Here is a 12872-nt window from a genome sequence, read left to right as displayed (position 1 = left end):
GCTTCGTTCCCGGCAGCTACTCGAAGGTGGTAGATCAATAACAGTACGCAGCGAGCTTCCAGCCTGTGACCCGCCTCTCTAAAGCGTCCTTACTATTGTCCGTGTCCTTCTCATCGTATTTATAAGCAATGTAAAGTTGTTGTTGCTATTATAGTTTAGAGGGATTATTCCCGTCAAGTACACGTCTCTCGGATAGGCAAAGCGAACAAGAGTGGCAAGTAATAAGCCGACCGTCAAAAATACTGCGGATCGTCTGTACAAGCCCAGGCTTTTCCGAAGCCAAATGGAGCACGATACTCTCAGGAGCCAGTGTAACCAAAGCACTGACCAAATAATCTTCGTCCCTGCATTTTTGTTCGTCCATGTTCAGAACGGTATCCAACTGTTCAAGCCAAAGACGATCCCCTTTTTTATCATAAAGATGGAAAGGTTTGTCCACACTAGGAACGACATGAACGATTTCCTGCTTGGTTTCCTGTACAGCAATGAAATAACGCAACAGCTCGACAAACTCTTGATATTGCTTGTCTTCCAGATATTCATCAATACCAGTTTCCACGAGTTCGAATAACTCGTTCCAGTGCTCCTGCAATCGAAACCGGATGAAACCCAAAACGTTTATCGTTCGCTCCGACTCCAGATAGGTGAAAACTTTGCGATATACGTTTGCCTTGCGTGTTGTCGCCGTTAACAGTTCCCTGCCATCTAGCTCTATTTCTTGGCACATGCGTTGAATATAAGGGAAAATCTCCGCCCACTCGGTTTCCATCTGTTCGGCTGCGAGTAAGTCAGTGGCCATTTCTTCCATAATTTTCGGTTCCTTCACCTGAATGACCCATTCGGCTAATGTAAGAGCAACGAAGGCTCTCGCCCATTCGATGGTCTGCGCGTCATACTCACTCTCACACCAGCTTTGAAAGTAGAACAAGAGGTATCCATTCTCTTCTTGCTCCCTGTATGTAATGCGCACCGGTGCAGTGTTGACCCGCTCCGTCATCTCATTTACGATAGTCCGATACGTGTCACAATGCTCAGGGACATTCTCCAGCAATACGCGAAACGTCTGCATAACCATCCCCCCAACCGCCATTGTAGTTACAGTATATGTCCCGTCAGGAGCGATATACTTTTAAACGGTTGGAAACTCAGGGAAGGTTGCAGGTAAAAAGTTCCTGATTAAAAACCCAAAAACGCTTCCCTGCCAAATTCCCTTTGTAAGGAGGGGCAGAGAAGCGTTTTTTCGTTTATTAGTTTTGCATGACAAAATCACGTTCTGCCATCTCACCGTCTTTGAAAACACGGAGAATGTCATACTGTGTGTTGCGCTGTGCAGGAATTTTGCCTGCGCCGCGAATGAGTTCCAAAATTTGGTTCGTGTTGACCTTGTACGTACATGCCGCTGCGGAAACAACGTTTTCTTCCATCATCGTTTGGCCGAAATCGTTCGCTCCGTAAGAGAGAGAAAGCTGACCGTAATGCGGGCCCATCGTCACCCAGGAAGATTGGAAGTTTTCGATATTATCCAGCATGAGACGGCTGATTGCCAGTGTTTTCAAGTATTCCTCTGGCGTGTTGTTGACAGCCTTCATGTTGGTGTTGTCCGGTTGGAAGGTCCAGACGATAAAGGCTTTGAAGCCGCCTGTTTCATCTTGTGCTTCGCGGATGCGCAACAGAGAAAGTACGCGCTCCTCCATCTCTTCTCCAAAACCAATAACCATGGTAGCAGTACCAGGCAAGCCTGCACGGTGTGCTGCTTTTTGGGTATCAATCCAGTCAATCCAAGAGCCTTTCAATCGGGAAATCTTCCGACGTGTACGATCATCGAGGATTTCGCCACCCGCTCCCGGCAAGGAATCGAGACCTGCTGCCTTTAGATCTTTCAGCACTTCCTCGACAGACATGTTGGAAACTTCCGCGATTTTCATCACTTCCGCCACAGACAAAGAGTGCATCGTAATCTGCGGGAAGCGCTCTTTGATTGCACGCAAGAGGTCGGTGTAATAATCCAGCTTCAGATCGGGATTGGTGCCGCCTTGCATCAAGATTTCCGTACCGCCTACATCAACGGTCTCCTGAATTTTTTGGAAAATAGTCTCTCTGGGAAGAACATATCCTTCAGAAGAGCCAGGGGGACGGTAAAAGGCACAAAAACGGCAATAGGTATCACATACATTCGTGTAATTGACGTTGCGACTGATGACAAAGGTCGCAATCGGTTCTGGATGATGCTTCTGCATGACCAGATTGGCGTAATGTCCGATCTTTTCGATTTCATTGCTCGCAAACAAAGCCAGACCGTCTTCGAGACCCAGTCGTTCACCTGCGAGTGCTCGTTCCAATATAGAATCGATCATAAGGATCACTCCTTGTACCATACGTAAATTCCATCCCACATCATAACACAATACCAGGACATCGGCTATAGCTCGAGGTGCTGGCAGATACACTGCGATACGCGAAAAAACCCTGCAAGAGACAGGGTCTGGAATCGCAATGATTCTTATTCTTCTTCATATCCGATCTGTTCGTACACTTCTGGCTCCCAGTAAATCACTGATTGCGCGAGTGGCAAATTCGTTTCGCGCGCTCCGTTTGGTTTACCATTAAAATAGATGATTTCAGTTATAGATATCCGATCCCCACGTACATCAATTTCCCCTGATAATTGCAGAGTAGTACCGTTTGGCGCATAGAAAACGACTTTTCCCGAACCCAATGTTTTCATTGGTTCCTCCCATGATGTTTGTCCTGTTTCCCTACATTTTAGTGGATAATCTTTCCTAGCGTCAATGAAAAAGCAAGGACTTCATTACCAATATTCGACCTAGGATCAGCTCACTGGATCACTCATTTTTTATTTTGAAACCGTCTGCGCAACTTCATGATGATTCCGCTTAAAATATCTCTTCGATTGTTTGTTGTGGGTCACAACCAAAAGAAGGGTTATATACAAGATGGCGATCAAAAAAGTTCCATTGCTTATATCAAGTAAAATCGCCAAACTTATGCAGACAATCGACGATTTTAGTAACCTCATCTGTATGAAGATGAACAATAAAGTAGTGATGATCAGTGGAAACATTAATCTTCCTTGCATTCTTCCCAACGCGTAGCTTTGATCTAACATATCTTCCGGCATCGTCACCACGCTGAAAACCATTTTACTGGCCCAGTGGCTCAAGTTCATCGGATCTGCCTGTGAAACCACAAAATAGAGGCCCCCCAATACGATGACTTGCAACAGTATAAACCCTTGAATGACTTTGATAGATAATGGCATCTTCATTTAAAAATTTCCCTTTCGTAATGACATTCCGTACCCACTTATAATCGGGATTTTTTGGAAATTGAATGATGGGTCATTCGTCCTAAATCCTTATTTTCCCTCCCGACGTTTAACTTCCGTTGTGGTCTTTCTTTGGACAAAGTGGCATAAGATGGCTACAATAGAAAAAACCTCACAAGGAGATGCTCATGCTCGAACATATCACACAGCTATTCATGCAATATGGGATGTGGGGACTCGCTGCCATGGCATTTTTGGACTCTTTTATCAGTCCGATTCCTCCGTTTTTTATGCAAATTGCGATGAGTCTGCTCAATCCAGGCTCAGCGATTCAGTTTGCGACAGTAGCCTTTACTGCTTCCGTCCTCGGCGCTCCCATCGGGTTTTTGTTGGGGAGATGGCTGGGAAAACCACTTTTGCACAAGATTCTCCCTGAAAAATGGGTTATCGTAGCGACGGAAAAATTCGCAAAAAACGGGGATGCTGCCGTACTGATCGGAGCTTTTACCCCCATTCCTTTCAAGGTTTTCACTGTGCTCTCTGGCGTATTCAATTACTCGCTGACCAAGCTCATGTTTTATGCGATCATCGGGCGAGGATTGAAGTTTTATCTGATTGGCACCTTGTTTTATTTATACGGGAAACACGCAAAGGTCCTGATCGATGAATACTTTGAGATCACTCTGCTGGCGGTTGCAACACTGGTAGCTTCGATCTGGTTTATTTGGAGCATACGCCGCAAGCGGTATGCGTAAAATTAAAAAGCGCCTTAGCCACCTCAACAAGTGGTCTAAAGGCGCTTTTTGATTATCGGGTCGGAACAATCACGGATTGTTGGGCCCACTCTTCTACGCTGACAAACTGATACTCCACCAGTTGGGTAAAGAACTGTACGTCCAGCAAAGAATCGGATTGAACCCCCCGCTTTTCTGATGATTGGAAATGCTTTTTGGCATACAGTCTTGCCAAAATGTATTTGCGCGCATTTCCCATACGTGTTACCTGATCCTCTGCTTCACTGACGATGCATGATAAGGTGTACAAGTCTACCATATGGTCTGCGAGCGTTTTTAATTTGTACGTTACATAATCATGGGTCTGTTGCATGAGATAGGCGATATTTTCCTCGAGAATGACCAGTTCTGTCCGAATCAGCTCGGCGTACGGCTGTGAAAAGGCATGCTTCCACCCAGCTATGCGCTCCCGAAGCAATTGACTAAACACTTCGTGGCTGTTTTCTTTTTGCATCACACGCAAAATATCGAGTGCGAGTATATTCGAGGTCCCTTCCCATACGGTCAAAACTTGGGCATCCCGCAACAGACGCGGCGTCACGTATTCCTCGATATATCCGTTACCGCCATGAATTTCAATCGCGGTATGGGTCGATTCGACGGCCTCTTCCCCTGTACGGTATTTCAGCAAAGGAATCAGTAGACGAGCAAGCGCGTTATCCTCTTTGCTCGCGGAATGAGACTGTAAGCGATCATAGACAGCAATCATATCAAACACCGCACCTGTGCTGACCTCCGTATCCAATAAGAGGCTCACCAGCATTTCTTTTACCATCGGATACTGATCGATTGGCTTCCCGAATGCACGACGTTGTTCGGCGTAATACCTCGCTTCGTAAAAGGCCCGACGCATGATCCCAATCGAAGCAATCGCGTTGCAAATGCGCGAGAGGTTCAGTGCTTCTGCCATGTACTTGAAGCCGTTCTGTGGCTCCCCGATCAAATAACCCTCTGCCCCGTTCAACAGAATCTCTGCAGATGGTACGGCGTTGACTCCCAGCTTCTCTTTCAAGCGGCGAACCTGGATGTGATTGCGTTCGTTGTCAGGCTTCACCCATGGCACCAAAAACAGTCCGAGCCCTTTTGTCCCCGGTTTCTCCTCATCGATTCTCGCCAAAACAGTCGCAACAAATGCTCCAGCATTGCTCGCAAAAAACTTTTCTCCTGTCAATCGGTACACACCCGGCCGACCTGCTACTGGCTCTGCTATAGTCAAATTCGCACCGATATCCGAGCCTCCCTGTCTCTCGGTCAGCCACGTAGCTCCTTCATACAAGCGAGTGCGATCACGAGAGGTCAGTCCTGTCAGATACTGCTCCTTTTGTGCTTCGCTGCCATAGCGATCAAGTAAATAAGCGGCTGACATCGACAAAGTAACAGGGCAATAGAACCCCGGCTCTGACTGGCTCACAAGATAGCCCATGAAAAAAGAATAGCTGTACGGCGCTTTTCTCCCCAACTCGGGAATGTCTTGATACAAATAGCTGACGATGCCTGCTCCGTAAACCTCTGCTACTGTTTCCTTATAGCCTTCATTGGTAATAATCTCGGAAATATCCTCGCCCAACCGATTGTACTTGCGCAATCTTGGCTTGCCTTCTCTGTCCGTATGGGCGGCACGCTCGTCGATGGGTCCTGCCACTTGCGCACCTAGCCAGCTCAGCTGCTGTCTGGCCCATTCATGCATAGAACCAGGGAGATAACGTTCCAGCAAGTAATCGAGGTTGGGATCTGCTTTGAAAAAGTTTTCCCCCTGTGACGTACGCGGGTGCGGGATGTTGTCGCTGTAAGTTCGCTGATCGATGCTCGTTTGCAAATCACTCATCTCAGCTCCACTTCCTTTTGGGAACGGACATCACGCAATACATGCTTCAGGACTTTTCCGCTCGTATTCCGCGGCAGTGCAGGAACGATATTTACTTGTCGAGGGAGCTTGTAATCGGCGAGATGACCGCGCAAAAAGCTTTGGATTTCCTCTAGCCAATCTCGATTGGTATCGACTCCTGATTTCAGGACCACATACGCTGTAACCGTCTCGCCCCACTCCAGATGCGGCAAACCCACAACAGCTACCTCGCCAATCGACGGATGACGCTCCAACAACTGCTCGATTTCTTTGGGATAGACGTTTACCCCACCCGTGATCATCACGTCTTTTTTGCGATCAATCATCCACAAAAATCCATCCTCATCCACGCGTGCAATATCACCAGTGTACACCCAGCCATCGCGTATGGTTTCTGCTGTAGCCTCTGGATTGTTGTAGTAACTTTTCATTGTCCCTTCTCCGCGCAAGCGAATTTCGCCCACTTCGCCACTGGCGCATCGCTCTCCTCGCTCGTCTACGACCTCCATTTCGACGAACAATACACCACGATTGCCTATACTACCGATTTTGTCCGGATGCTCTCTGTGCAAAAGACACATTCCGGTCGGCCCCGCCTCTGTCAAGCCGTAGACGCACGCCAGTTTATCGCGTCCATAAGCTTTTTCCATGAGCGAAGCCATCTCTTTGGACAGCGGAGCACCGCCATACATCCAATATTCGATGGAAGACAGATCGTACGCCGCAAACTCGGGATGCTTCATCGTCAGCAAATACGCTACTGGCGCACCGAAGAAATGCGTAATCCGATGCTGCTGCACCAAATCCAAAAGAAGCTGCGGCGAGAAGGTCAGGGCCATTACCTGGGTGGCGCCAAGCATGAGCCCTGCAATGAAAAAGAGATGGAGGGGAGCCGAATGACTCAGCGGCATCAAATGTAAAATTCGGGAACGATGTGTCATCGTCAGTTCAATCGACATCATTTTCGCGACAGTCAACAAGCTTCTATGTGTATAAAGCACCCCTTTAGGTCGTCCAGTCGTGCCAGATGTATAGAGGATGCTGACTTCGCTATCTTCATTCATGTTCACCAAATAAGGCTGCGAAGAAAGCGTATTCATTTTATCTAAAGACAGATCATTGCCATCCCAGTCAGCAATGCCATGCCAATTCCCTTGGCTCCTGCCTGTTTTGATTGCTACAAGTTGGGGCGTTTGGAGGACCCACTCATTGACGATAGGCACGAGGGCATCGTGAACAAGAAGTGCCTTTGCTCCGGCATGATCACATATATGTCGTACTTCTTCTTGGGTTGAGCGTGCATTGATCGGCACGACGAGGGCACCACTGCGAATGACGGCGACGTAAAAAATGGCAAACTCCGGACAATTGGGCATCAGCATGACGACCCGATCCCCTTGCTCGATGCCAAGCTCTCGCAAATAGCAAGCCCACTGCGTAGAGCGTGTATCCCACTGAGAATAGCTGACCTCCACATCCCCTGCAACCAGAGCGGGCTTGTCAGAGTATTTCCTTCCGTTTGCTGCGAGCAGAGCTGATACGTTCATCGTTTCTCCTCCTCATTTTCTTCAAGCAATTTTTGTTCAAAGTTTTGCTTGTAGACGAGAATGTCTTCTCTCAGTTGTCGGAGTTCCATGATTTTCTCGTCGATCTCAGCCAGCTTTTGGTTGCCGTACTCAATCGTTCGCAAAAGCTGCGCCCGACCTGTACGGTCCTCGTCGAACAGCTCAATCATCTCGCGAATCTGATCCAACGAAAATCCGAAGCGCTTCCCTCGCAGAATGAGTCGCAGCCTGGCACGATCCTTGCGGTTGTAGTACCTGCTTCCCTTCTCTGTCCGACTGGGGAAAATCAAGCCGAGCTCTTCGTAGTACCGAATCGTTCTGGTGCTGACATCTAATTGTTGAGCAAGATCAGAGATGGTCCACGATTCTTCCTTCTGTATTCCTTCTCTGCTCATGTCCAGCGCCCCTTACTTACATTTGTAAAATTCAAAATTTACCGAACAACATGATTGTAACTGCCGTTTACGTAAACGTCAACTTGATGAAAAATTTATCGGGCCAATCACCAATCTATTATTCGCCCATATATTGTTATTGTGATTTTTGGGGAAGGAGGTGAAGCAATGGCCGTCATCAAAGCGAACTCCAAAGATGTCGATATGCTTGCCAGACTGATTCGAGCTGAGGCTGAGGGTGAAGGTGAGTTGGGCATGTTGATGGTTGGCAACGTTGGGGTAAATCGGATTTTAGGTAACTGCCTTGACTTCAAAAACATTCGCAGCATGCGTGACATGGTCTATCAATCTCCGGGAGGATTCGAAGCGGTCCAAAAGCCGTATTTCTATCAACGGACCAGAGATAAAGAAAGACGATTGGCACAGCGCGCAGTCAATGGCGAAAAGACCCGTCCGGCTAGCAACGCATTATGGTTTTACCGGCCTGCCGGAAACTGTCCAGCTACCTGGTGGGATCAACAAAACTCCGGTCGCTATAAGGCACACTGCTTCTTCGTTCCAACACCAGCAGATTGTCCACGCGTCTATTAAAAGGATTAGATAGATAAAGGAGAGAGTTCATCATGAGTCAACAAATGCCTTACACTGGTTTCCCTCAACAACAATACGGCTACGACATGTACCCATCCGCACAGTATCCATACGGAATACCTCAGCAACAACAGCAGATGATCCAGCAGCAGCAACCTCAACTGGTTCCGATGCAACCAAGCGGATCCTTGATTCCCGGAATGCCCATTACCCCTGGGCAAGTACAGGAAGAGTCGTACATCGAAAACATCCTTCGCCTGAACCGAGGCAAAGTCATTACAGTGTACCAAACATTTGAAAACAACAGCCAATGGAACGCTAAAATTTTCCGTGGTGTCCTCGAAACAGCTGGCCGGGACCACATCATTATCAGCGATCCGCAAACTGGCAAACGCTATTTGCTCCTCATGGTCAACACCGATTACATCACGGCGGATGAAGAGTTGAATTACATCCCGCCTCAGCTTCCAACAGGAGTTCGGTAAGCGACCAATTACAAAAAGACAGTTTTCGTCGGCTATCCCCGAGGAGAACTGTCTTTTTGACGTTTATACCATTCCATGCTATTAATGAGTGAGAAACGCGATCGCTTTGCAAAGGATGAGGAAAAGTGGCATTTGGGATTACACGAGAGGAACTAAACCGTTGGAAGCAAGCCGTTAGTCGAGGCGAGTTGGCATTTCTCACGCATTATTGGCTAGACCCACGGTTTCCTGGCATCAAAACCGTTACAAAAGTAGGCTGTGCCAATTATTCGTTACTGACAGATTGGTGCCTTGCCAACGGACTCGATCCCGTCTACATTCATAACCGTGCACCCTTCCCGCATTTTGATTTACTTGGCGAAAAGCAAATCCAGATCTTGCAAAAGGAAGGTCTGTGGGATCACTTGGAGCGCTTCCGCATGCTGGGTGATGGACGAGACTAGGACGGATCCTTTTGCACGTGATAGCCTCGATCACCATATGGCGCCAGCTTTTTCATCCACTTATCTTCGAGTTTTTCCAGGGCATCCTTCAGATCAAAATACGGATGGTCTTTCTTTTCAACCTTCTCTAGCACTTCGATTTCGAAAGCGTCCGAACCGTATTTATCCCAGTCTTTTTGCAGTTCACGATTCGGATGCGAGCCATGCTGAAGCATGAACTTTCTACCGTTGATCGTTTTTAGGTTATTCGTTCTGGCGATGAAGACTTTGTCATTTTGCTTGTTTTTTATTTGATAAACGCCTGCATCGGTTTCTACTTCCTTGTACATCTGCTTGAGCTCTTGCTTGCGATTCATCTGCTGAGCCCCCCGCTCCTCTCCTTCATTTTCCACAGCGATCCGCCAATATTGACTGCCGTCCGCCTGTCTATCCATCAAACCCACATCGACTAAATATCTCCGCAAGGTCACATAATCGTCATAGAGACCTTCCAAAATCTCATTCACTTCCCGCTCGGTGTAGAAACGATCAAGCTCAAATTTTTTAGAAATCTCTTCGAGTAGGATGAGTTTATGCTTTTGCTTGCGCGGGAAGCGCTCTAATCGACCTGATAATCCATTTGGCAGGAATTTCTTTACGATCGCGACATACTCAGCGGCATCGCCATCTTTCGAGGTGTTCTTTTGCTTGCTTGATTTGGCATCATTGGACGATTGATTTTTATCCGCTTCATGCAATAATTCCATCATGACCAGAAATACCTTGGCCTGACGTTCTTTTTCCTTGAGTGCAAAGCGGTGATTACGGATCGTTGATGCACTGCCGATCCCCATTTCAGATTGAACCTCGGCGTCTGTCTTTCCTTGGTAAAAAAGGCGAAGCAAATTAACTTGATGATCAGACAAGCCAGTCAATCGTTTATCCAACTGGCTCAGGTGGGTAAAGACAGAACCGTGCGCAACCTCGATATGATGGCGCATAAAGCGGGACGCTTCGTACAGGACACCCTCCACCGGATAAATGATTCCTTTCTCCACCTGTTCCCCACAGAGCAAACACATGAAATGTTCATCTTGTTCGATGTAACCTTGCTTCCATTCTTGAAGAGAAGCGCTCCAAAATGCTTCATGAAGACTCATCTATAAACACAACCTTTATTCGTTTGACTTATTATAGATAACTTATCACCGCGTTTATATTATGTCAAACAAAAAAGCTCTCCGTCGTGTATTCGCACAACAGAAAGCCTTATTGTCTATGCTTCACTGGCTCGCATCGAAAGACTTGCTTGGGCCAACTCTTTTAAAAATGCCTGGCGATCACCTTTAAAGAAACGTCCTTCTGTTGCTGTGCGTTTCTGCCGATAGCGGATCGCCAGTCGGTTTACCAAGCGATTAATCTCCAGATGTTGTTCCTCTTCCATCGTAAACCGTACAGCGTATTCGTAATAGTCCGTTTCCCACGGAATCGTGCGAACTACGTGGCCGTACATTTTCAGAGCCTGTCCGCACAATTCCGTCGCAAACTGCAGAACGAGCTGGTCATTTGCTGGCATTTTGAGATGAGAGAGAAAACGAAGTCCACCTGCCCCAATATCCTCGATCAAAACCTGCGTGCTCCCAATCTCCATGGTCTTCCCTTTGACCAGCACAATAGTCATGTCTGCACAGAGGGCGTATTCTAGTCGTAAGCGAAAAAATTCACGTTGATGCCCCTCTGATCTACCCGGCATTGTTTTCTCCTTCTTTCTCTTCTCATAGTGGGGTAACACGCAAAAGAAAGAGCGCCTGTCACTTTGGCGCCTTTCTTTTTATTTTTTGGGCTTTCGGTATTTGATCTCCTGCTCTTTTACCTGAAAGCGATTCCATAATTCCCTCTCATCATGTGTGATGGAATCATGCTTTTCCAGCCGGAAGAGGAGCCTAACGACCACCCAAACAATCAAAAGAAACGCAAAAAAGATAACGAGTGTTAAAAAGATCATAAAACCTGCCTCCTCCCATTTACTAACAACATATGGGAGGAAGCAAAATAAGATAACCAAATGTGTCAAAAACGTGACGAATCTTCTTTTTAGAAGGTTGTCACACTTCTCGGCTTCTCGGAAACTGCAAACAGCCTATCCAAAATGGGAAGCTTCTCTGGAGTATCCAGCTCTAACTGGCCGTATTGATACAGCTTGCGGACAGTTACTACCCCCATCACGAGTGAAGAAAAATCGGCAATATCTAGCTGCACCGAAACGTCTGACTCCGCTGCCTCTCCTACTTCCGGACGTCCATCGACAAACTTGATGAGCCATGTTCCTTCATTCTCGGGCAGGAACGAATCGCGGATCGTCAGCTTTACATTCACTGTTTCCGAACCAAAACGGTGGTGGGACAGCTGACGGAAAAATCCTGGCACATCAATGATCCGATACATCAGACCGACTCCTGATACATGGCTCTCATGATAAATGCTCCACAACAGCGAATCCGTTCCATTGCCCGGATCAGAGAGCAACAAGTGAAAATCTTCGTCCGGTGTCGTGAACTCGATCCGTTGAATCTGATCGGCCTGACTCCGCAGGAAAGAGAGCAGTTGGGCAAATGCTTCGCGGCTCTCATATTGAAGCTCTCTTACTTCTATGTTGTTGACGAGTTTATTTTTTTCATGAGCGCTCTGGAACTGGAAAGCGAGATAGCCGCCTAATCTCCCTTCCTTTTTGTAGCCGACAACAATCATTTCAGGGACATCGAGGAGTCTGTCCCACTCTCGGTCTGTTCGCTTGATCATACCATGGGTTTGACGGGCGATGCGATGATAGCAAGCAGACAGTTCTTCTTTGTCCTCTTTTCCTATATAAACGATTTTGTCCTTTCCTACAAACGGCAGGCTAGACGGTTTGAATTTGTATTGGTGAACCTTGGTTCCTATTCCAAACCCCATTTGCTTGTAAAAATCAACACGAAACGGATAGAGAGAGACCAGCGAAATTCCCCGTTCCCGGTAGCTGGAAAGAAAACCTTGTAGCATCGACATGGCGACCTTTTCCTTTTTATGCAAAAGGTCTACGGCGACCAGCCCAATCCCGCCAGTCAAGAGCGGTGTACCGTGAACATTCATAGGGAAATCGTACCATTTCATAATTCCCACTAGTCGTCCATCCCGATAGCAGCCGTGGTAGCTGACGTGTGGGTCGTTTTCGATCGTTTCTTTTACACGGTCCGCAAAACGCTGTCTGCTCTCTGTACCCAGAAGATTGCTTCCAGGGTAGCTCATCGCTGCAATCCTAACGACCTCATCGATATCGTCAATTGAAACCGGGCGAATCTCCTCCATCGTCTCATGCACTCCTGTCTGCAAGAAATTGGGCATCTAGGAAAATAGTATCGATGAATGTAACCGCTGGCAATACGAAGTTTGTATTTTTTGGAAAACTGTAACCAAATATTAAAAAAACGCCCGCACTTGGCGGACGTCTT

15 protein-coding genes and 1 other annotated feature (1 of these 16 cut by a window edge) are annotated in these 12872 nt (G+C 47.2%); of the genes, 4 read left to right on the top strand and 11 right to left on the bottom strand.

Annotation, left to right across the window (positions count from 1 at the left end; genetic code table 11):
- Nucleotides 1-123: a binding site (T-box leader), on the bottom strand; it reaches 113 nt to the left of the window's first position.
- 25 nt (nucleotides 124-148) lie between these two features.
- The 4 genes from ytxC to FO446_RS08435 form a co-directional block, all read right to left on the bottom strand.
- The gene (gene ytxC, locus FO446_RS08450) at nucleotides 149-1069 is read right to left on the bottom strand and encodes a putative sporulation protein YtxC (protein WP_173608663.1); all 921 of its coding nucleotides are present in this window, start codon (nucleotides 1067-1069) and stop codon (nucleotides 149-151) included.
- Between the two features lie 178 nt (nucleotides 1070-1247).
- On the bottom strand, nucleotides 1248-2354 hold the full coding sequence (mqnC, locus tag FO446_RS08445; protein ID WP_237900379.1) for a cyclic dehypoxanthinyl futalosine synthase: 1107 nt from the start codon (nucleotides 2352-2354) through the stop codon (nucleotides 1248-1250).
- A gap of 146 nt (nucleotides 2355-2500) precedes the next feature.
- Complete coding sequence (locus FO446_RS08440; RefSeq protein WP_173608665.1) at nucleotides 2501-2725, bottom strand: hypothetical protein; 225 nt, start codon at nucleotides 2723-2725, stop codon at nucleotides 2501-2503.
- Nucleotides 2726-2854: 129 nt separating this feature from the next.
- The gene (locus FO446_RS08435) at nucleotides 2855-3286 is read right to left on the bottom strand and encodes a hypothetical protein (protein WP_173608666.1); all 432 of its coding nucleotides are present in this window, start codon (nucleotides 3284-3286) and stop codon (nucleotides 2855-2857) included.
- 188 nt (nucleotides 3287-3474) lie between these two features.
- Here FO446_RS08435 and FO446_RS08430 point away from each other — a divergent pair, with 188 nt between their 5' ends.
- A complete protein-coding gene (locus FO446_RS08430; protein WP_237900377.1) occupies nucleotides 3475-4041 on the top strand; it encodes a YqaA family protein in 567 nt (188 codons plus the stop codon).
- 52 nt (nucleotides 4042-4093) lie between these two features.
- On the opposite strand, the gene FO446_RS08425 is transcribed toward FO446_RS08430, so the two are convergent.
- From FO446_RS08425 to FO446_RS08415, 3 genes are read right to left on the bottom strand one after another with little or no spacing between them, the layout of a single operon-like run.
- Entirely contained in the window at nucleotides 4094-5905 is a 1812-nt protein-coding gene (locus FO446_RS08425; protein ID WP_237900375.1) for an acyl-CoA dehydrogenase family protein, read from the bottom strand.
- On the bottom strand, nucleotides 5902-7473 hold the full coding sequence (locus FO446_RS08420) for a class I adenylate-forming enzyme family protein (protein WP_237900374.1): 1572 nt from the start codon (nucleotides 7471-7473) through the stop codon (nucleotides 5902-5904). Before FO446_RS08420 ends, FO446_RS08425 begins: the two co-directional genes overlap by 4 nt.
- Nucleotides 7470-7886: a MerR family transcriptional regulator gene (locus FO446_RS08415; RefSeq protein ID WP_173608670.1), complete on the bottom strand. Its 417-nt coding sequence runs from the start codon at nucleotides 7884-7886 to the stop codon at nucleotides 7470-7472. The genes FO446_RS08420 and FO446_RS08415 overlap by 4 nt, the downstream gene beginning before the upstream one ends.
- 168 nt (nucleotides 7887-8054) lie before the next feature.
- On the opposite strand from FO446_RS08415, the gene FO446_RS08410 reads away from it, so the two are divergent.
- From FO446_RS08410 to FO446_RS08400, 3 genes are all read left to right on the top strand, one after another.
- Nucleotides 8055-8477, top strand: coding sequence for a cell wall hydrolase (locus tag FO446_RS08410; protein ID WP_012685322.1), 423 nt, complete (start codon nucleotides 8055-8057; stop codon nucleotides 8475-8477).
- A 32-nt stretch (nucleotides 8478-8509) separates the two neighbouring features.
- Nucleotides 8510-8962, top strand: coding sequence for a spore coat protein GerQ (gene gerQ / locus FO446_RS08405; RefSeq protein ID WP_237900371.1), 453 nt, complete (start codon nucleotides 8510-8512; stop codon nucleotides 8960-8962).
- A 125-nt stretch (nucleotides 8963-9087) separates the two neighbouring features.
- Entirely contained in the window at nucleotides 9088-9405 is a 318-nt protein-coding gene (locus FO446_RS08400; protein WP_173608672.1) for a hypothetical protein, read from the top strand.
- On the opposite strand, the gene FO446_RS08395 is transcribed toward FO446_RS08400, so the two are convergent.
- From FO446_RS08395 to FO446_RS08380, 4 genes are all read right to left on the bottom strand, one after another.
- Complete coding sequence (locus tag FO446_RS08395; RefSeq protein ID WP_173608673.1) at nucleotides 9402-10544, bottom strand: DUF2087 domain-containing protein; 1143 nt, start codon at nucleotides 10542-10544, stop codon at nucleotides 9402-9404. The two genes, FO446_RS08400 and FO446_RS08395, sit on opposite strands and share 4 nt — an antisense overlap.
- A 116-nt stretch (nucleotides 10545-10660) precedes the next feature.
- Nucleotides 10661-11137, bottom strand: coding sequence for a PilZ domain-containing protein (locus FO446_RS08390; protein WP_173608674.1), 477 nt, complete (start codon nucleotides 11135-11137; stop codon nucleotides 10661-10663).
- A gap of 78 nt (nucleotides 11138-11215) precedes the next feature.
- Nucleotides 11216-11389, bottom strand: a complete 174-nt coding sequence (locus FO446_RS08385; RefSeq protein WP_007728597.1) for a hypothetical protein — start codon at nucleotides 11387-11389, stop codon at nucleotides 11216-11218.
- Nucleotides 11390-11478: 89 nt separating this feature from the next.
- A complete protein-coding gene (locus FO446_RS08380; protein WP_221867718.1) occupies nucleotides 11479-12729 on the bottom strand; it encodes a GNAT family N-acetyltransferase in 1251 nt (416 codons plus the stop codon).
- Nucleotides 12730-12872: the final 143 nt, after the last annotated feature.

Origin of the sequence: Brevibacillus brevis, from assembly GCF_022026395.1 — a bacterium.
Lineage (GTDB): Bacteria > Bacillota > Bacilli > Brevibacillales > Brevibacillaceae > Brevibacillus.
The sequence above is the reverse complement of the archived record's forward strand: the minus strand, read 5'-3'. Positions and strand labels throughout refer to the sequence as shown.